Here is a 17,174-nt window from a genome sequence, read left to right as displayed (position 1 = left end):
ACCGGACCAACAGTGACCACGCCCTCTGCCGAAGCGGCCCGCCGCCGCACGTTCGCCATCATCTCGCACCCCGACGCGGGCAAGACCACGTTGACCGAGAAGTTCCTCCTCTACGGCGGTGCCCTTACCGGCGGGGCCGGAGCGGTCAAGGCCCGCGGCGACAGGCGATCGGCCACCTCGGACTGGATGGAGATGGAGCAGCAGCGCGGGATCTCCATCACCTCCACGGTCCTTCAGTTCCCCTACCGGGACTGTGTGGTGAACCTGCTCGACACCCCCGGTCACCGCGACTTCTCCGAAGACACCTATCGGGTGCTGGCCGCGGCCGACGCTGCGGTGATGGTCCTGGACGCCGCCAAGGGCATCGAGCCCCAGACGCTCAAGCTGTTCGAAGTGTGCAAGGCCCGTCAAATGCCTCTGCTCACCTTCATCAACAAGTGGGACCGTCCCGGTTTGGATGCCTTGGAACTGCTCGACGAGATCGATGCCAAGATCGGGGTGACCGCAGCCCCGATCACCTGGCCGGTCGGAATCGCAGGAGACTTCCGGGGTGTCATCGACCGGGCCGGCGGCGGCCGCTTCGTCCGTTTCACCCGTACCGCCCGCGGTGCCACCGAAGCCCCCGAGGAAGTGGTCGATCCTGATCGAGCCGAAGCCGAGGAGGGAGCAGCGTGGACCACCGCGGTCGAAGAATCCGAGCTTCTGGCCACGATGGGCCTGGACTTCGACCAGGAGTTGTTCCTGGGTGGTGAGCTGTCGCCAACCTTCTTCGGTTCTGCGCTGACCAACTTCGGGGTTCGACTCCTTCTCGACGCCGTCATCGATCTGGCCCCTCCCGCCGGACCCCGCACAGACGCCGCTGGCGCGGCCCGTGCCCTCGATCAGCCCTTCAGCGGGTTCGTGTTCAAGGTCCAGGCCAACATGGACAAGTCCCACCGGGACCGGATCGCCTTCCTACGCGTCTGTTCGGGACGCTTCGAACGGGGGATGGTGGTCACCCATTCCGAGACCGGCAAGCCCTTCGCCACCAAGTACGCCCATCAGGTCTTCGGGTCAGACCGCGAGACGGTGGAGGAGGCCTATCCCGGCGACGTGGTCGGCTTGGTGAACGCCACCGACGTACGCGTGGGCGACACGTTGTGGATCGACGAGCCCGTCGTCTTCCCGCGGATCCCGAGCTTTGCTCCCGAACACTTCTCGGTGGCCCGCGTCCGCGACACCGGTAGGTTCAAGCAATTCCGTAAAGGTATCGCGCAACTGGACGAAGAGGGCGTGGTCCAAGTGCTCCGAGACCCCGATCTGGGCGATCAGGCTCCCGTGTTGGCCGCCGTTGGACCGATGCAGTTCGACGTTGCCGTTCACCGTCTGGAGACCGAGTTCGGTGCGCCGGTGGAGCTGAGCCCCACCACCTACTCGGTGGCTCGCCGAACCGACGCCACCAGTGCACCGACCCTTCGGGCCATGCGCGGAGTCGACGTGTTGAGCCGGTCAGACGGCACCCTCATTGCCGTGTTCGAAAGCCAGTACTGGCTGGAACGCCTGGAGGCCGAACAACCAGAACTGGTGCTGGAGCCGCTGGTGGCCGGCGATCATCCAACCTGAGTCTGAGGACCTCGAGCGGCCTATTCGCAGCGTTCACCGTCTCGAGGTGCTTCGAGATCGGCCAGGTAACGGCTGACCAGCCCGTCAATGCACGGCTTACCCTGCCCGACCACGGTGTGACCCTCACCGACGTTGGTCACGAGACGGGCATCGGGGATTCGTTCGGCGGCTGCCACTCCGGCGGCATGAGGCGTCGCCGGGTCTCCGGTGGTGCTCACGATCATCACCGGTGCAAGTCCCTCCAGGTCGGATGGGACCGGCTCGAGCGGATCGGAGGGGACCGGCCACAGGGCGCAGCGGGCGTAGTCGTTCACCAACGCTTCGCCCAGCCTGGGGTAGCGCTGACCGACGTCTTTGGCCGCGTCGAGCACAGCGTCGAAGGAGCGGGGCCAGGCGAAGTCGACGCAGCTCACCGCGAAGTAGACCTCGGTGCCGTTGCGATAGGTGCCATCGGAGTTCCGTTTGAGGTAGGTGTCGGCCAGGAGCACCAGCCCGGTGCCGTCGCCCTCGTCGGCTCGGGTGAGCGCCCGGGTGAGCTGAGGCCAGAACATCTCGGTGTAGAGGGCCTGGGCCAAGGCCAGCGAAACCACCCCGGGCGTGGCCGGTCGGTCCGCACCGGGAGCAGGGATCGGCGATGCCTCGGACCGTGCGATCACTCGGTCGACCATCTCCATTGCCGGAGCATCCATGCACCCACGGGCATCACACGCTGAGACGTAGGCGTCGAGTGATCGGGTGAACCCTTCGGCCTGACCTTCGGCGGTGACCAGACCCGTTTCGGTGAGATCGACGACACCGTCGAGGACCATGGCCCGAACTCGTTGGGGATAGAGCCTGGCGTACTGCTGACCGATGGCAGTGCCGTAGGAGTACCCGAGGTAGGTGAGCTGGTCATCTCCGATGGCGGCCCGGATCCGGTCGAGATCGTGGGCTACGGCGACGGTTCCGAGGTGAGCCAGCAAATCCCCGTGCTTTTGGCTGCACTCGTCGACGAACTGCTGGGAGACGGTACGGAAGGCATCGACATCGGCCTGATCCTCGATGGTGGGGTCGGCGTCGTAGATGGCTGGGACTTGGCTGTGACAGTCGAGGGCGGTGCTCCGGCCCACGCCCCGGGGATCGAATCCGACGATGTCGAAACGGTTCATGACCGGGCCTGGGAGCATCAGGTTGCCGGCCAGGGCCATCCCGGAGGCTCCTGGTCCACCGGGGTTGACGACCAGTGAACCGATGCGGGACTCAGGGTCTCGAGCTGGGCGCCGAAGGAGGGCAATGTCGATGGTCGGGCCGTCTGGGTTCTCGTGATCCAACGGCACGGTGATCGTGGCGCAGTCCAGACCTGACCCACACTCCTCCCACTGGGCCGGGGCCTGGTCGACATCGGTGGTGCCGCTGGGCTCGGCAGTAGACGTGGCTGGCCCAGCGCTGGTGGTGGTTCCCTGCTGGCGGGAGACTGTGGTGGAAGAGGACGCACCTTGCTTTGCACCGCTCTGGGTACATGCCGCCATCAGGGCGACGGCCGAGACGAGCGCCGCGATCCGGTGGATGAGGGTGGAGTGGGTCACGACTTCAACGCCGGGCGGCTCGGCGACGCCAACCCTCGGGCAGGACGTGGTCGAGCACGTCGTCCACGGTCACCGCACCAACGAGGCGTCCGGCCTGGTCGCACACCGGCAGAGCCAGCAGGTCGTAGGAGGCCAGTCGCTCGGCCACGTCATGGCGAGGCAGGTCGGTGGCGACGGGATCGAGCGTGTCGTTCACGCAGTCTCCCAGCTCGGTCGAGGGCGGCTCACGTAGCAGGCGTTGGAATCCGATCACGCCCAGGTAACGACCAGTTGGAGTGGAGTGGGGCGGCTGGGTCACGAAGACCTGGGCGGCCAGGACCGAAGGTGTCTCGCGTTGGCGGATCTGAGCCAGAGCCTCGGCGACGGTGGTGGAGGGCGAGAGCACCACTGGTTCAGGGGTCATGAGACCACCAGCGGTGTTCTCGTCGTACGTGAGCAAGCGGCGGATTGGAGTGGATTCTTCGGGCCTCATCTCCTCGAGCAGGGCGGAGCGGTCGGCTTCGGCTAGGTCGGCCAGCAGATCGGCCGCGTCGTCAGGCTCCATCTCCTCGAGGATGTGGGCGGCCCGTTCCACCCCCAGGCGTTCGACGATCCTCACCGCTTCTTCCTCAGGCATCTCCTCGAGGAGGTCCGCGACCTGTTCGTCGTCGAGGAGTGCGACCACCTCTTGTTGACGACCCGGTGACAGCGAGCTGAGCCGGGTGGCGACGTCGGCAGGATGGAGATCCCGCATCTCGGCTACTTCGGTGAGTTCGGGGGTGGTGGTGAAGTGGCGGGCCACCTCGGACCAGGCGACGACGCGGGGTGGTCGACGTCGCAGCGGACCTCGACGGGCCAGGGCCGCTTGGGTGACGAACCAGAAGGCCTGGTCTGGACCGGGCTCGATGGCCAGGTCGGTCAGGTGTTCGTCCCCGATGGCGGTGTCGAGTAGGTCGCCGACCGCTAGATCCTCCCCCCGCCGTTGTTGAAAGGTTCGGGTGTCGACGGTGCCACCCCGCAGGTGAACTCCGAACCGGTCGATCTCAGCGACGCGGGCCATGTTCACGAAGATGCGCCGCCGCTGGAGCTGGGCGATCAAGCCCAGCACCCGGAGCTTGGTCCCACTTCGCAGGAGAACCACATCTTGAACGCGACCGACGTGGCCGTCGTCGCTGTCAACCAACGGCAGCCTGACCAGGCGCGACACGAAAACGGGCGGGGCCGACACGGGCGAGACGCTAATGGCTCTTCGAGCCCGGACGCCGTCGGCGCACCCTCAGCGCACCCTTGGCGGACGTTGCCCCCGGGTCGTCAGCCCAACCACCAGCGGGTCAATCCCGTGCGGGACACGGTCGTGGCATCTTCATCGGTGGTGCCCAGGCCCGGACCCCACCGGTCATGTGTCGTGCATTGGCCGGACCGGATTCTCGCGACAGTGGTCCGGTCGGTAGCCTGCCCGAACCGGGCGCGTGCAAGCGCACCCACCCGGGGACGTAGCTCAGTTGGCTAGAGCACCTGCTTTGCAAGCAGGGGGTCGTGGGTTCGATTCCCATCGTCTCCACCAAATTTCCCCAGGTCACAGCGTTGCGGCCCGGCCTTGGCGGTCGGGCCGAGTGCCCGCACTCCGCGAAAACTCCGCGAGACAGGGTGGTACTCAGTTGGACGCGGTGGGCCGGCGTGGGTCGGTTGGGCACAAGAGATGACCGATCCGCCAGTAGGGGCGTCGGTCGAGTAGTTCGATGCTTGACTCATTGCGATCAATCTCGACGGGTGGCTACACCCTCCGAACTACGGGTCGACCCTGTCCTCTGGCAAATTGCCGCGGTAGGCAAAGATTTGTGCGGCGGCGACTGCCGCGCTTCGCAAGTCTTGCCACGCGGTCAGCGACTGGCATTCCGTCAGCGGCGGCAGTATCTGGGGGAGGCGAGCGGTGACGGACTCCCAGGCAGCATGGAAGGACCGCAGCGCATCGATCTCGTTGGCGGTGTACACGAGGGAGTGGTCGTCGTGCTGGCGCGGATCGCAGTGGACCCAGTCCTGCCACTGGTTGATCACTTCGTTGGGAACGTCCGCCAAGGAGCCAGCATGGTCGTAGGACCGTTGTGCCTGGAACGAGGAGACCAGTTCGAGGTACTCGATGATTCGGTTGCGGATCCGCTGTTCGACGAGGAGCGGGCTCGGTTGGTCGGTCATGACGCCCGCCGGTGACAGGAAACGGTGGGGCCGTACTCGTCGGGCTCAGTCGCGATCGTGACCTCGAGGTTGTGTTCGGGGAACTGGACGCCCAGGGCAGCTCGCCAGGCCTCGGCGATATGCTCCGCAGCGCGCTCCAGCATCGGTAGCTCGCTGTCGTCGTAGTCGTCACCGACGAAGTCGTAGAGGTGGACGTGGTTCATCGCGTTCTCGATGTGCCAAGGCTCATCCTGGTGGATGTCCCACCATTGCTCGAACGCTTCGTCGACATCGGGGCGATCGCGAATCACGCAGTCCCGCAGCAGCACGAAGCGAGGCCACGTGGTCTCGACCAGGTCGAGGAGCCGCCCAGCGGACGATGGAAAGGGCGAAGACACGCCCTGAGCCTTCGGTGAGCAGTTCGTCGAGCTTGGGGAAGAGGTGGCCGTAGCGGTCGAGGGTGACGGTGATGCTGCTGTGGCCGAGGCGTTCCTGGATGGCCTTGGGGTGGGCGCCGAGAGCGATGCAGAGGGCGGCGCAGGTGTGGCGGAGGTCGTGAAACCGCATCTCCGAGGGGAGGTCAGGAGCGGCGGTGACGGTGGGCTTGAAGTGGCGGCGGTAGAAGTTCTTGTGGTTGAGCGTCGAACCCTCCGGTGAGGTGAACACGAGCGCCTCGGGGTTGTCGGGTCGACCGGCGAGGTGGGTGGTGAGTTCGTCGACGAGGAAGGCGGGGAGGGTGACCGAGCGGCGCTCGTAGGTCTTGGGTTCGCTGAAGTGGAGGCCGAGCCCCTGGACCTCGGTGACGGACTCGGCGATGGTGATCCTCTTGGCAGCGAGATCGACCCGGCCGACGCGCAGTGCGCAGATCTCTCCGGCTCGGAGCCCGGTGTAGGCGGCGAGGCGGATGAGGGTGGTGTAGCGCTCGTCGATGGCGGTCGCGAGGACTTCGACCTGTTCGGCGGTGAGGAACACCATCTCGGCCTTGGGCGAGGCCGCGACTCGGGAGCAGTCGCACGGGTTGGCGCGGATGGCGCCGTCGGCTTGGGCGGTGGCGAGCACGAGCCGCAGGACCTTGCGGGCGGATCTGACGGTGCCGGGTGCGGCGCCGGCCTTGCTGCGTTCGGTGAGGAACCCGCGGACCTCGGCGGGGCCGATGGCGGCGATGGGTTGCTGGGCGAAGGTCGGGAGCACGTGGATGCGCAGGATCGATTCGTAGTGGGTCCAGGTCTTCGGTCGGACGTGCGTCGCGGCCGATTCGAGCCAGGAGCTGGCGAACGACGAGAGGGGCCGCTTGCCGTTGCGGGGATCGACGTAGCCGCCCCGGTTGAGCTGTTCCTTCGTGGTGGTGAGCCACCGGTCGGCTTCGGTGCGGGTGCGGTGGTGCTTGACGCGTTCGCGTCCGGCGGGGTCTCGGTAGGACGCTTCCCAGCGTCCGTTGGGGAGCTTCTTGATCGCCATGGGGCATGGCCTCTCGGGCACGGACCAGAAGGGTCCGGTTGAAAGGCCGACGTGCGCCGCCGACAAGCGATGGGCTCATGGTGACAGTGCACCGGGCCGCTGTCGAGGGTCGACCTACAGCCCGAGCGACGGACCGCTCGATCTGGTGGGTGGTGGCGGGGCGACCGGTCGTGTCGGGAGTGGCTTCATCGGGGTCGGCTGGGGCGTCAACTGCTGATCGTCGTCGTGTCGGAGTTGAGCGAGCGCTGTTCGGGTTGCGGCGGTTGGGTCGGGTGGCTCGAGTCCTGCGGCACGGTGGAGCTGGGCCTGAGCAGCGAGTGCCGAGTGCGCGGCGGCGGGTCTGGTGATGATCTCCGTGAGTCGTTCGGCGGGGTCGGTGGTGCCGGTCGAGTCGACGACAAGGGCGTAGTTGGCCTGTCGACCGCGGGTCATGGGTGGATGCGAGGTCGTCATGTTCGACGATGGCGCCGAGCGCCGCTTCCGGCTCAAGCTCGCGAGGCGCGATGAGTACTGCCGGCTCATCGTCACTGCCAGCTCCGACAGCATCCTCACGGCAGTGCCGAGGGTGCCGGAGCTATTCGACCCTCCCGAGGTCGACTGCTCGTCCGGGACCGAACAGTGGGTTCTCGCCTACCGGCTGCAAGCGGATCGCGGTGCCCGAACGACGCGGTGAACTCCGTTGCGTTTATTGCAGATGATGGTAGCGTCGGCGTCATGAGTGACGTGCTCGAAGTTCGTCCTGACACCCTCACGCCCGAGGCGCTCGACGCGGTCATGCGCGCTCTGGACGGTGCGGGCCTCGTCGACCGCGACGGTCACGTGGTCGAACTGCCAGTGGGAATCCAGTCGGTGCTCGTGTCGATTGTGGAGAACCTGCGCTCCGGCAACGGCGTGTCTGTGATCCCGCTGCACGCCGAGCTCACCACGGTGCAGGCTGCCGAGCTGCTGAACGTGAGTCGCCCCCACCTCATCAAGCAGATCGAGGCGGGCGAGGTGCCACACCACATGGTCGGCTCCCACCGGCGGCTGAAGCTGGTCGACGTCCTCGCGTACCGAGACCGGCTTGACGCGCAGGCCAATGAGGCCCTCGATGCGATGACCGCCGACGCCGAAGACCTCGGCCTCTACCAGTAGCGCAGGGGCCCGGGACCGATGGCGGTGCGGGTCGCGGTTCTCGACGCGAACGTCCTGTACGGCATCGAGGTCACCGACCTCTTGCTGACCATGGCTACCCGCCGCCTGTACCGGCCGCACTGGTCGCCCGAGATCCTTGACGAGGTCGCCCGCAACCTCAAGGTGCGCAAGGACCTTGAGCCGTCGGCGATCGATCGACGGATCGCCCACATGAACCGGGCACTGCCTGGCGCCTTGGAGGAGCCGCCTCCTTCGCTCATCGCTGAGATGTCAGTGAACGACAAGGACCGCCACGTGCTGGCTCTCGCGGTCCACACCGGCGCGTCGCTGATCGTGACCGAGAACCTGCGGGACTTCCCGCAGCGGCTGCTGCGCCGCCACGAGGTCGAGGCGCTTTCCGTCGACACCTTCGTGCTCGAGCACGTCGAGCGTGACTCCGTCGCCATGCTCGGTGTGATCGACGCCATGTCCGCCCGCCGCCGTCGGTACCCGACGACTCGCCGCGACATCGTCGAGGCCCTATCGGTTGGCCTGCCCCGGGCAGCCGCTGCGCTCACCGAGGCCGACCAAGGCGGGGAGTGACCTGCCGAGAGTCAGGTCGTATTCGACCTGCGTTGATCGAACTCCGCCAGCTCCTCCCGCAGGTCCTCGGCCTGTGAGCGGAGACCGGCGAGTTGGAGATCCCGAAAGCCGTCGTCGCCGGCGCTGCCTTCGCTAAGAGCTTCGATCAGCTGTTCAAGGTCCGCGAGCTTCCGACGGGTGTGCTCGTACTCGGCCGTGTTGGTGACCTTGGGCCCGGCGGAGGCTCGTTCGTCCTCCTCGCGGGGTTCGTAGCTCTCGAACCGCGCAGCCAACACGTCGGCGTCTTCGAGGATCTTCTTCATCGGTCGCGGCATGTCCTTGCGACGCTACGGCCGGATCCATCGGCTCACAAGGCTGCCTGATCGGCATCGGACCAGCCCGTAGCACTCCGCGAAAACTCCGCGAGAGCACTGGTACGGGCTGGTACTCGGCGATACGTGCGATGCCGAGAAATATGGCGTGACCAGGGCGTTCGCGCTCGGACCAGGCACGATGCCGATCACCTGGACTGCTTTGCAAGCAGGGGGTCGTGGGTTCGATTCCCATCGTCTCCACCAAGAAGGTGCAGGTCAGGGCCCTGCGGCCCGGCCTCGGCCGTAGGCGGATCGGGCGGCATGCCCACTATGTGCCCTTTTCGATCGGGCGAACCGTGTCCGAATCGGGCACGGTGGTGCATGGACGACTGGCGAGGAGGTGAGTGGTGACGCGGCGATTGGCTGGCGAGGAGTTTGGCGCTGTTGTGCGCCGCCGAGAGCGAGTGTTGTCGTGCGACCTCGCCGACGATGGAGTCTGGGCGTTGGCCGTGGATGATGGACAGCGCACCGTGGTGCGGTTCTCGAGCGGACTCGAGGTGGTGCTCCGTCAGAATCACGGTTCCCTAGAGGTCGCGGTCCTGGACGCGGATCGAGTTCTTGCCGTCGTGCCCCGAACGCCACGTCAGACCCCGAACGCATGGGTGGTCGGCCCGACCGGTTCAGGTCACAAGTTCTTCGTGGGCGACGCTGTCCAGGATCTCATCGCCCTCGGACCTGACAAGGTGGCAGTGACCTACTTCGATGAGGGAATCGGTGAACCACTGTCCGAGGAAGGGGTGGCGATTCTCGGCGTCGACGGCACCCTTCACCGGGGCTTTGTGTCATCCGGTGGCGAGCCGATCATGGATTGCTACGCGGCGGTCAAGGTCGGTTCCCAGACGATCGGGTTCTGGCCCTACACTTCGTGGAGATTGACCGAGTGGAGTTTCACGACAGGCGCCGAACGAACCCACGTCGTTCCGGGCACGGTGCGTGGAGCGAGCGCTGTCACTCAGCTTGGCGACAGCTGGTGGTTCTTTTCCCCTTACGGGAAGCCGCACACTGTCTTCGAGTGGCGAGTCGGCTCATCAAAGGTCGCGGAGGTGGGCATCGTCCGTGGGCCGCTCAGGGGCCTGAGCGGTGGTCGTTTCCTGGAGTACACCGATAGGGTGCCGCTGGTGCTTGATATGCACCGAACGGACTAGTCGCCGCCGCCCTCGGCTTGCTCGAAGCAGTGGGCGCCGAAGGGCGACACGAAGCCGATCAGCTGATCGCTGACCGCGCCGAGCTGGCTCCCTGCGGGCCGTCTCAGGTTCGTGCCCAACGCGGGAGGAACTGGGGCTACCGAACCGGTGCTAGCCGCGGCAGACTGTGCGCATGACTCTTGGTCAGCAACTGCTCGAAGACCTGGAGCGCCAGCGTCGCGCCGGTGATCCACGGCTGACGGAAGCCGATCGCGCCATCCTCGAGCGGATCACCACGAGTGACCTTGTCGAGGAGTTCGCAGCTGGCCTGGCTGCGATCAGCGACGACGATCCGCTGCTTGGCGGCGGCTATCACCTCGACGACTGATCCAGGATCCTCGGCGTGATCGTGATCGATCGCTGGAGTCCGGCACGTCGTTGACGTTGCCGTGGCGACTCACGAGGCGTATCAGCGGGTCTTGGTACTGGCAATGTTCGGTGGCCGGGCTGGTCGGGTGATGCGGTCGCGCTGATCGGCCAACCTGGCGCCCGCAACCGGTCGTGGGCGCTCCGTGGCGGTGCTCGACACCGAGAACGCCATCGTGGGGTGCGCCGACGGTCTAGCCCGCCGGACCGACGCCGCCCATTACCTCGTGATCGGCCGCCGCCGAGCCGGGGTCTCGGGTTGGCGGGTTGACGGTCACCTACTCACCGTTGGACACGCTGACGCCATCCCAGTCCGTGCTGACCTCATGTTGCGGCAACGACCCACGAGCGACTTCGAAGCGAGGCAGCTACGGGTCCTGAATGGATTTCCGGTTACCAGTAGGCCGAGAACGTGTACCAGTCTCCGACGAGGTGGCGGTACTCGACCCGCTCCCCTCCGAGCACGTTCATTACCGGGAGATCGTGGCGAGGACCGTCGGGCAGGTGGGCGAAGCCGGCTGAGGTCAGGAACGGGCGAGGGGATGACGACGTGTCGAGGAACACGAACGTCTGACCGTCGAGCCGCTCGGCCCGATCGATCACGTAGGTGCCCATCCTCGAAGGGGTGTCGAGTTCGATGGGTTCCACCCGACCCTGAGTCGCTGACTCCTCCACGAACCGGTCGAAGGCGGGTCGGGCCTGGGACCACCGGAGGTGAAGGGGGACGTCGAAGGCCAACATGGCGACCACAACGGCTCCGGCCACAGGGGCAAGAATGAACCAGCGGGACGACCCGACCGCGAAATTTCGTCGTCGGGCCGAGAACCACAGTCCCACCCACACCAGCCAGAGCAGGCCGGCGGCGGCCAAGATCAGCACGGATCCCAACATCCACAGGAACCGTCCGCCGGCGGGGGAGCTGGCGGCGAGCAACATCGGCGCGGTCGCGAGGGCCAGAACCAGGTGGAACACCAATCGGGGCGGTCGGCTGAAAGAGAACGGCCCGACACCGCCGGGAGGGTACGGGGGATCGACCCCGGCTGGAGCGTTGCTGGCGATGGGCGGTGACCGTACAGCCTGGCCCGCGTCCTGTTCGGCGATCAGCTCGTGCATGTGTGGATAACGCTCAACGGGCATGAATTCGCTGATGTGATCGACGAAGTCCGCAGCACTCTCACCAGGTTCGAACGGAAGGTTCGCTTCGGTGAGGTCGACAGCGGACGGAAGTCAGGCAACCTGCTCGTCCATCCTAGATCACCTAAGGAGTGCCGAGGGCCATCAGTGCGGTGTGGAAGCGTCCTGGTTCCGGGCCTGGTCAAGGCGGGCAATTGTGCGCTTGGGGGCGGTCAGCCGGAACGACGACTCGAGCAGTTCGGCGATCTCGGTCCAGTCGGTGGCTTCATCGAGGTCGAGTCCCATCCATCCGTAGGGACCGAGGTAGGCGGGGCTGAAGCTGCGTGGGTCCTCCTCCAACGCTCGCTGATCTTCGGGGTCGGGTAGGAACACCAGGCATTGGTCGTGACGGACCCACCCGTCGGCGTTCTTGACCGATCCGCCGTAGTACGCGAACACCTTCTTGGTGAAGAACGCAGGTCGACCGTGGGAGACCTTCTCGTCGCTATCGGGGAGCGCCAGCGCCAGGGTCCGCACCTGAGCCAACACCGGGTCATCCTCATCGAACATGATCTCGTGGGCCATGATTTGCTCCTATGTCAAGCGGCGGCCGCGAGCAAGTCGGCGGGTGCCGTTTGGGCGGGTTGGGCGTCGGCGAGCAAGGCTCGGTAGACGACGTCGGAGAGACGTCGTTTGAGGGCTCGGAGCGCTTCGGTCTTGGTGTTGTGGTGATCGGTCAGGCGCCGGTCGATGTAGGCAATGGCGTCGTCGTGACAGCGGGCCTGAGTGATCGCGATGCGGTGGATGGCCGCGTTGAGTTGGCGGTTCCCGGTGCGAGACAGGCGGTGGCGTTCGCGGTTGCCGGACCAGACGGGCAGGGGTGCGGTGCCGTTGTGGCGGGCGTACGCGTCCTTGTGCTTGAACCGGCGAACGTCTGCGGTCTCCGCGACGATCTTGGCGGCGGTGAGCGCGCCGACCCCGGCGAGGGCGAGCAGGGTCGGGGCGAGCTTGTTGACGATGCCGGTGATCTCGCGTTCGAGGGCGCGTTCGCGCACGGTCAGGTGCCGGGCGTGCTCGACGATCTCGGCTGCGATGCGAGCAACCGGACCATCGAAACTCGTCAGCCGGGCAGCGATCGCGTCGAGGTTCTTGTAGGACGTGAGCGATCGAGCGGGCGGATCCCAGGACGCGTCGAGCTCGTGGAGATGCCAGCGAAGCCTGTTGAGGCAACGGGTCCGCTCCGCCACCAGGTCCTCGCGGTGGTCGACCAGCAGTCGCAGTTCCCGGGCAGGACCATCGAGCTGCGCAACGGGAAGATCCGGGTTGCGCAACGCGGCGTGAGCGACGGCGAGCGCGTCGATCGGGTCAGACTTGCCGTAGGTGCGGGCTGCGTCGCGAGCGTGGGCCATCAACTTGGGTGGCACCCGAACGATCCGCTCGCCCGCGGCGAGCATGTCCGACTCGAGACGGCGCGAGAGGTGCCGGCAGTCTTCGACCGCCCACTGCCGTTCGGGGCCGAACCGGTCAGCCCACCGGATGATCTCCAGGTGGTCGTCGCTGGTCGTTGCGGTCGTGGTCTTGGTGCCGAGCTGGCATCCGACGTCGTCGACCGCGACGACGGTATGGGTGCGCTTGTGCGCATCGATTCCGAGGGTGATCATGGGGCTCTGGTCGCCTTTCACGTTGGTGATCCGGACCAGAACCGGTCGGTGGGCACACCTCAGTGGGGGCGATGCCACGCTCCTATCAAGCCACGCCGGCCGGTTCTGCGCCCGGGAGCCGGCACAAAGCATGCTGCCCACGAAGGACACCGAGCGTAGGAGCCAAGCTCCCGGGCAGAGACCAGAGTGACACTGACCGGAGCGTAGGGATGAGCCCGACGAGTCGCCACCAATCGGCAACATGGCCGATGGGCGTCTTGAAGTCGACGTTCCCGGGCTAGGCCGTTCGGTCGCCTGGATCGATGTGGGCCACATCACCGAGGGCAGTGAGAGACCAGATGGCGGCACCGGCGATGCGCTGAGTTCGGAGCACCGCCACCGACGCGTGACCCATGGCGAACCGGTGCCAATCCCACGGCTCCTTCTCGACGCCGAGAAGGTGGGCGATCACGGTGCTGTTGGTTCCACCGTGGGCCACGGCCACGACCCTCCTGGGGGCGTCTGGATCCACACGCCAGAGATTTTCGCCGAGGGGTTCGACTCCCCAGTCGGTGAGGGTCGAGTCGATGCCGTTGGCCACACGGTCATGGAAGGCCTGCATCGGTTCGGCGCCAGCCAAGCCGTCCCACCATTCCACTCGGGGCTTGTTCTGTTGGGCAGCGAAGGCCTCTTCCACCACCTCGATGGGCTGGTCGTCCCAGGCGTCGGGCATCTTGACCTCGACCAACCAATCCAAGGTGGTCGAGCCGACGTCGAGCGCGGTGGCGATCGGCGACGCGGTCTCTGCGGCGCGCCGGGCTGGTGACACGATGAGGTGGTCGACCGGGCCATCGAGGGGGTCCGACGCGGGGTCCCCGAGCCGCTGGGCGACGCGCTGGGCTTGAAGGTGGCCGCGTTCGGTCAGTTCCGGGTCGTTTCGGTTCCGCCCATCGACCACCCATCGAGGTTGTCCATGGCGGACCAGCACCAGTTCCATGCCGGCAAGGTATCGGGCCGACGGTTAACGGAAACCTTCGTTTGCGGAAACGTCTCGGCACCGTCGCTCCCCAGGACCAGATGAGGGGTTCCCCCCATTCCCGGGAGGCTTTCGCTAGGTGATCCTCTCCCCATGATCGAAACCGTTGCCCCCGGCCCGGCGTCCACCGTGGATTCCCATGACCTCGATGGGAACCTCGCGACACCACCTGACCGTGACCGGGTAGCGGACCTTGTGCGGGTGGGTTCTCTTGGGGTGGTGATCGTGTGGCACTCGACGCTGTCGCTGTTCCACCGCAACTCCGAGGGGGTGTTGACGATGCCCAACCCGGTCGGGTCCTATCGGGGGTTGTGGATGCTGACCTGGGTGCTCCAGGTCATGCCGCTCTTCTTCATCGTCTCGGGTTCGGTGAACGCCGAAGCGTGGAACCGACATCACCAAAGAGGGGGTGGTCTCACTGCGTTCGTGAGGCGTCGAGTGGGTCGGTTCACTGCGCCGTTGGCGATGCTGGTGGCCCTCTGCGCGGTGGCCGAATTGACCGGTCGAGCCTTGAACGGTCAACCCTTCATTACCAGGCACCTGGTGATCCTCGTCCCGCTTTGGACGTTGGGTCTACTGATGGCTTACGCCCCGGCGACTGCGATGTTGGACCGGGCTTGGCGCCGTTTCGGGACGACCACCACCGTCTGGCTGGGGTCGATTGTGGTGCTGTCGGATCTGGTGCGGTTCCGAGCAGGTTCGGACCTGGCCGCCGTGGCCCAGACCGTCTCCACCATCGGGGTCTGGCTGGTGGCCTACCAGCTTGGTTGGGTGTACCGGGCAGCGGTGGCCCAGGGCGCTGAGGCGACCCGTGGAACCGGGCGAGTTCTGGCCTCGGTTGGTTTCGTAGGTCTCGTAGTGACCACCAACATCGACGTGTATCCCCGCCCGATGGTGGCAACCACCACCGACTCGATGTCCAACCTGTTGCCCACCACCGTTCCGGTCATGATGCTGGCCTTACTGCAATGCGGGCTGCTGCTGGTGTTCCGCCCCCGTCTGGCGGCCTGGTTGGACCGTGACCAAATGAGGGGCCGCCTCGACGCGCTGGGTGGCTACGCGCTTCCTGCCTACCTGTTGCACATGATCGTGGTGGTGGCGATGGTGCTGGCGCTCGAAGCGACCGGGCTGGGCTTGAGCGATGTTCCGACGGTGGCCTGGTGGATCACCCGTCCCCTGTGGCTTGCTGCGGTGGTGGCCCTGATGATCCCGATGATCCGAGCCTCGGGCCGGCTGCTCGAGTCCGACACCCGAGTCGACTGAACTCCGTCGGTGAGTGGCGATCTCACCCGCCCGCGTTCGCGGTGATCAAAGGCTGGACTTCAGCTCAGCGGACGCCCAGACCCCGCCGGCGAAGGATGGACCGTTCCACCACGGCGAACGCGGCGTCGACGGCAATGCCGATGGCGAGTATGACCACCATCGTCGAGAGCAGCCACGCGGCATCCGCCAAGTCTCGGGCGATCTGGAGTTGGGCGCCGATCGAAGGCTGGTTGGCGATGATCACCAATAGCTCACCGGCCATGAGTGACCGCCACGCGAAAGCCCAACCCTGCTTGAGGCCGGCAACCACCTGGGGCATGGCCGCCGGCAGGACGATGTGTCGAACTCGACTGATCCCCTTCGCGCCCAGCACGGTGCCGACGCGGTCGAGCAAAGGGGGGACGTGGTCGACGCCGGCGATGATGCCGTTGGCGATCGACGGAGCCGCCCCGAGGACCACGACGAACAAGATGGCGGCCTCGGAGAGTTTGAAGAGGAGGATGGCCAACGGGAACCAGGCGATGGATGGCATCGTCTGGAGGCCGGTGATGAGCGACCCGACCGCGGTGCGGAGTATCCAGCTGCGGGCCACCAACAGCCCGGTGGTGCCACCGATGAGGGTGGCCAGGGCAAAGCCGGTTCCGGCCCGACGCATGGTTCGGGTTAGTGCGTTGGGGATGGTCCCATCGCCGACTCGCTGTGTGAGCTCGGCGAAGACGGGACCCGGCCCCGGTAGGACGTAGCTCGGCTTCCACTGGGTCCAGGTGACGATCTGCCAGAGTCCGATGGCGACCACCAGGGCGGCCAGTTTGGGCCACGTGGCCGCCCAGGTTCGTCGAGTCAGGCTCGGTCTGGAGCTGGTGGCAAGCTCGAGGGCGTCGAGCCCCGCCAGTTCATCGTCGAGACGGATCCGGCGGTCCGGCTCCTCTGTCGTGGAGTGCAGAGCGGCTGCGATATCAGGTCCGGGCATGACGGCGAACCTCCTCGCGAAGTCGGGCCGTGATCTCACCGGCCAGCTCGCTGACATCGGCGGCCTCGATGCGACGGGGCCGATCGATCGGTACCGCGAACTCCTCCACGACTCGGCCGGGACGTGACGAGAGGAGGAGAACCCGGTCTCCGAGCCGGACGGCTTCTCGAACGTTGTGGGTCACGAAGAGGATGGCGAGATGACGGTCTGACCACACCCGCTCCAGCTCATCGTGCATCAGATCCCGGGTCATGGCATCCAGAGCACCGAAAGGCTCGTCCATCAACAAGACGTCGGCGTCCTGGGCCAACGCCCGGGCCAAGGCCACCCGTTGACGCATGCCGCCGGACAGCTCGTGGGGGCGACGGTGGCCGTACCCCTCGAGGCGCACAGAAGCCAGTAACTCGTCGGCCCGGGCTTTACGGGCAGCCTTGTTGATGCCGCGCAGTTCGAGAGCCAACTCGATGTTTCCGCTGACGGTGAGCCAAGGGAACAGGGCATCCTGCTGGAACATGACCGCGACCTGCCCATGGGTCTCGAAGCGCCCCGAGGTCGGCGCATCGAGGCTGCTGGCGAGGTTCAACAGGGTGGTCTTTCCGCATCCGGACGCACCCACGATGCACACGAACTCGCTGGCTCTGACCGTCAGGTCGACTCCGTCGAGTGCTGTGACGGCGTGGGTCCCGTGACCGAAAACCTTGCTGACCCGCTGGGCACGGATGGCCGGGGGAGCGTCGGTCATGGCTTGGACGTTGGC

Annotated in this window: 20 protein-coding genes and 1 tRNA gene; 8 read left to right on the top strand and 13 right to left on the bottom strand. The window is 66.3% G+C overall.

All coding sequences use genetic code 11. From position 1 onward, the window contains the following. Nucleotides 1-12 precede the first annotated feature (12 nt). Nucleotides 13-1,602 carry a peptide chain release factor 3 gene (locus tag IPG97_05545; protein MBK6856023.1) on the top strand — a complete coding sequence of 530 codons (1,590 nt, stop codon included), beginning with the start codon at nucleotides 13-15 and terminating at the stop codon, nucleotides 1,600-1,602. A 20-nt stretch (nucleotides 1,603-1,622) separates the two neighbouring features. On the opposite strand, the gene IPG97_05540 is transcribed toward IPG97_05545, so the two are convergent. Further along, complete coding sequence (locus IPG97_05540) at nucleotides 1,623-3,167, bottom strand: alpha/beta fold hydrolase (protein ID MBK6856022.1); 1,545 nt, start codon at nucleotides 3,165-3,167, stop codon at nucleotides 1,623-1,625. 4 nt (nucleotides 3,168-3,171) lie between these two features. Beyond that, nucleotides 3,172-4,353 (bottom strand): magnesium transporter, encoded by a 1,182-nt coding sequence (locus IPG97_05535; GenBank protein MBK6856021.1) that lies wholly within the window; start codon nucleotides 4,351-4,353, stop codon nucleotides 3,172-3,174. Between the two features lie 280 nt (nucleotides 4,354-4,633). Between IPG97_05535 and IPG97_05530 the strand changes: the two genes are divergently transcribed. Beyond that, nucleotides 4,634-4,710: transfer RNA gene (locus IPG97_05530), tRNA-Ala, on the top strand. Between the two features lie 224 nt (nucleotides 4,711-4,934). On the opposite strand, the gene IPG97_05525 is transcribed toward IPG97_05530, so the two are convergent. The 4 genes from IPG97_05525 to IPG97_05510 all read right to left on the bottom strand — a co-directional run bounded on the left by IPG97_05525 (nucleotide 4,935) and on the right by IPG97_05510 (nucleotide 7,208). Then, nucleotides 4,935-5,339 (bottom strand): hypothetical protein, encoded by a 405-nt coding sequence (locus tag IPG97_05525; protein ID MBK6856020.1) that lies wholly within the window; start codon nucleotides 5,337-5,339, stop codon nucleotides 4,935-4,937. Continuing rightward, on the bottom strand, nucleotides 5,336-5,542 hold the full coding sequence (locus IPG97_05520; protein ID MBK6856019.1) for a hypothetical protein: 207 nt from the start codon (nucleotides 5,540-5,542) through the stop codon (nucleotides 5,336-5,338). The genes IPG97_05525 and IPG97_05520 overlap by 4 nt, the downstream gene beginning before the upstream one ends. Nucleotides 5,543-5,564: 22 nt before the next feature. Then, nucleotides 5,565-6,776 carry a site-specific integrase gene (locus tag IPG97_05515; protein ID MBK6856018.1) on the bottom strand — a complete coding sequence of 404 codons (1,212 nt, stop codon included), beginning with the start codon at nucleotides 6,774-6,776 and terminating at the stop codon, nucleotides 5,565-5,567. A gap of 114 nt (nucleotides 6,777-6,890) precedes the next feature. Then, nucleotides 6,891-7,208: a hypothetical protein gene (locus IPG97_05510; GenBank protein MBK6856017.1), complete on the bottom strand. Its 318-nt coding sequence runs from the start codon at nucleotides 7,206-7,208 to the stop codon at nucleotides 6,891-6,893. Nucleotides 7,209-7,227: 19 nt separating this feature from the next. Here IPG97_05510 and IPG97_05505 point away from each other — a divergent pair, with 19 nt between their 5' ends. The 3 genes from IPG97_05505 to IPG97_05495 are packed head-to-tail and all read left to right on the top strand — an operon-like array spanning nucleotide 7,228 to nucleotide 8,492. Then, entirely contained in the window at nucleotides 7,228-7,449 is a 222-nt protein-coding gene (locus tag IPG97_05505; protein MBK6856016.1) for a hypothetical protein, read from the top strand. 41 nt (nucleotides 7,450-7,490) lie between these two features. After that, entirely contained in the window at nucleotides 7,491-7,910 is a 420-nt protein-coding gene (locus IPG97_05500; GenBank protein ID MBK6856015.1) for a helix-turn-helix domain-containing protein, read from the top strand. 18 nt (nucleotides 7,911-7,928) lie between these two features. Continuing rightward, nucleotides 7,929-8,492 carry a PIN domain-containing protein gene (locus IPG97_05495; protein MBK6856014.1) on the top strand — a complete coding sequence of 188 codons (564 nt, stop codon included), beginning with the start codon at nucleotides 7,929-7,931 and terminating at the stop codon, nucleotides 8,490-8,492. An 11-nt stretch (nucleotides 8,493-8,503) separates the two neighbouring features. On the opposite strand, the gene IPG97_05490 is transcribed toward IPG97_05495, so the two are convergent. Beyond that, entirely contained in the window at nucleotides 8,504-8,806 is a 303-nt protein-coding gene (locus IPG97_05490) for a hypothetical protein (GenBank protein ID MBK6856013.1), read from the bottom strand. 386 nt (nucleotides 8,807-9,192) lie between these two features. Between IPG97_05490 and IPG97_05485 the strand changes: the two genes are divergently transcribed. Continuing rightward, nucleotides 9,193-9,990, top strand: coding sequence for a hypothetical protein (locus IPG97_05485; GenBank protein MBK6856012.1), 798 nt, complete (start codon nucleotides 9,193-9,195; stop codon nucleotides 9,988-9,990). Nucleotides 9,991-10,162: 172 nt separating this feature from the next. Beyond that, nucleotides 10,163-10,357 carry a hypothetical protein gene (locus IPG97_05480; GenBank protein MBK6856011.1) on the top strand — a complete coding sequence of 65 codons (195 nt, stop codon included), beginning with the start codon at nucleotides 10,163-10,165 and terminating at the stop codon, nucleotides 10,355-10,357. A 431-nt stretch (nucleotides 10,358-10,788) separates the two neighbouring features. Here IPG97_05480 and IPG97_05475 read toward each other — a convergent pair whose 3' ends face one another. The 4 genes from IPG97_05475 to IPG97_05460 form a co-directional block, all read right to left on the bottom strand. Then, the gene (locus IPG97_05475) at nucleotides 10,789-11,508 is read right to left on the bottom strand and encodes a hypothetical protein (GenBank protein ID MBK6856010.1); all 720 of its coding nucleotides are present in this window, start codon (nucleotides 11,506-11,508) and stop codon (nucleotides 10,789-10,791) included. A gap of 165 nt (nucleotides 11,509-11,673) precedes the next feature. Beyond that, the gene (locus tag IPG97_05470; protein MBK6856009.1) at nucleotides 11,674-12,093 is read right to left on the bottom strand and encodes an MmcQ/YjbR family DNA-binding protein; all 420 of its coding nucleotides are present in this window, start codon (nucleotides 12,091-12,093) and stop codon (nucleotides 11,674-11,676) included. Nucleotides 12,094-12,107: 14 nt separating this feature from the next. Beyond that, nucleotides 12,108-13,169 carry an IS110 family transposase gene (locus tag IPG97_05465; GenBank protein MBK6856008.1) on the bottom strand — a complete coding sequence of 354 codons (1,062 nt, stop codon included), beginning with the start codon at nucleotides 13,167-13,169 and terminating at the stop codon, nucleotides 12,108-12,110. Nucleotides 13,170-13,446: 277 nt separating this feature from the next. Then, nucleotides 13,447-14,145, bottom strand: coding sequence for a histidine phosphatase family protein (locus tag IPG97_05460; protein ID MBK6856007.1), 699 nt, complete (start codon nucleotides 14,143-14,145; stop codon nucleotides 13,447-13,449). A gap of 132 nt (nucleotides 14,146-14,277) precedes the next feature. On the opposite strand from IPG97_05460, the gene IPG97_05455 reads away from it, so the two are divergent. Next, nucleotides 14,278-15,447 (top strand): acyltransferase, encoded by a 1,170-nt coding sequence (locus tag IPG97_05455; GenBank protein MBK6856006.1) that lies wholly within the window; start codon nucleotides 14,278-14,280, stop codon nucleotides 15,445-15,447. A 64-nt stretch (nucleotides 15,448-15,511) separates the two neighbouring features. Here IPG97_05455 and IPG97_05450 read toward each other — a convergent pair whose 3' ends face one another. After that, entirely contained in the window at nucleotides 15,512-16,417 is a 906-nt protein-coding gene (locus tag IPG97_05450; GenBank protein ID MBK6856005.1) for an ABC transporter permease, read from the bottom strand. Further along, a complete protein-coding gene (locus IPG97_05445) occupies nucleotides 16,404-17,159 on the bottom strand; it encodes an ABC transporter ATP-binding protein (GenBank protein MBK6856004.1) in 756 nt (251 codons plus the stop codon). Before IPG97_05445 ends, IPG97_05450 begins: the two co-directional genes overlap by 14 nt. Nucleotides 17,160-17,174: the final 15 nt, after the last annotated feature.

Source organism: Microthrixaceae bacterium (genome assembly GCA_016702505.1).
Taxonomy (GTDB): domain Bacteria; phylum Actinomycetota; class Acidimicrobiia; order Acidimicrobiales; family Iamiaceae; genus Aquihabitans.
This window is presented reverse-complemented; position numbering and strand designations above follow the sequence as displayed.

Excerpts from the sequence above, each read along its gene's own strand:
- IPG97_05500 (MBK6856015.1), top strand. The coding sequence starts at position 7,491 with ATGAGTGACGTGCTCGAAGTTCGTCCTGACACCCTCACGCCCGAGGCG.
- IPG97_05480 (MBK6856011.1), top strand. The coding sequence starts at position 10,163 with ATGACTCTTGGTCAGCAACTGCTCGAAGACCTGGAGCGCCAGCGTCGC.
- IPG97_05470 (MBK6856009.1), bottom strand. The coding sequence starts at position 12,093 with ATGGCCCACGAGATCATGTTCGATGAGGATGACCCGGTGTTGGCTCAG.
- IPG97_05495 (MBK6856014.1), top strand. The coding sequence starts at position 7,929 with ATGGCGGTGCGGGTCGCGGTTCTCGACGCGAACGTCCTGTACGGCATC.
- IPG97_05505 (MBK6856016.1), top strand. The coding sequence starts at position 7,228 with ATGTTCGACGATGGCGCCGAGCGCCGCTTCCGGCTCAAGCTCGCGAGG.
- IPG97_05465 (MBK6856008.1), bottom strand. The coding sequence starts at position 13,169 with ATGATCACCCTCGGAATCGATGCGCACAAGCGCACCCATACCGTCGTC.
- IPG97_05520 (MBK6856019.1), bottom strand. The coding sequence starts at position 5,542 with ATGAACCACGTCCACCTCTACGACTTCGTCGGTGACGACTACGACGAC.
- IPG97_05510 (MBK6856017.1), bottom strand. The coding sequence starts at position 7,208 with ATGACCCGCGGTCGACAGGCCAACTACGCCCTTGTCGTCGACTCGACC.
- IPG97_05525 (MBK6856020.1), bottom strand. The coding sequence starts at position 5,339 with ATGACCGACCAACCGAGCCCGCTCCTCGTCGAACAGCGGATCCGCAAC.
- IPG97_05475 (MBK6856010.1), bottom strand. The coding sequence starts at position 11,508 with ATGCACGAGCTGATCGCCGAACAGGACGCGGGCCAGGCTGTACGGTCA.
- IPG97_05490 (MBK6856013.1), bottom strand. The coding sequence starts at position 8,806 with ATGCCGCGACCGATGAAGAAGATCCTCGAAGACGCCGACGTGTTGGCT.
- IPG97_05460 (MBK6856007.1), bottom strand. The coding sequence starts at position 14,145 with ATGGAACTGGTGCTGGTCCGCCATGGACAACCTCGATGGGTGGTCGAT.
- IPG97_05515 (MBK6856018.1), bottom strand. The coding sequence starts at position 6,776 with ATGGCGATCAAGAAGCTCCCCAACGGACGCTGGGAAGCGTCCTACCGA.
- IPG97_05450 (MBK6856005.1), bottom strand. The coding sequence starts at position 16,417 with ATGCCCGGACCTGATATCGCAGCCGCTCTGCACTCCACGACAGAGGAG.
- IPG97_05455 (MBK6856006.1), top strand. The coding sequence starts at position 14,278 with ATGATCGAAACCGTTGCCCCCGGCCCGGCGTCCACCGTGGATTCCCAT.
- IPG97_05445 (MBK6856004.1), bottom strand. The coding sequence starts at position 17,159 with ATGACCGACGCTCCCCCGGCCATCCGTGCCCAGCGGGTCAGCAAGGTT.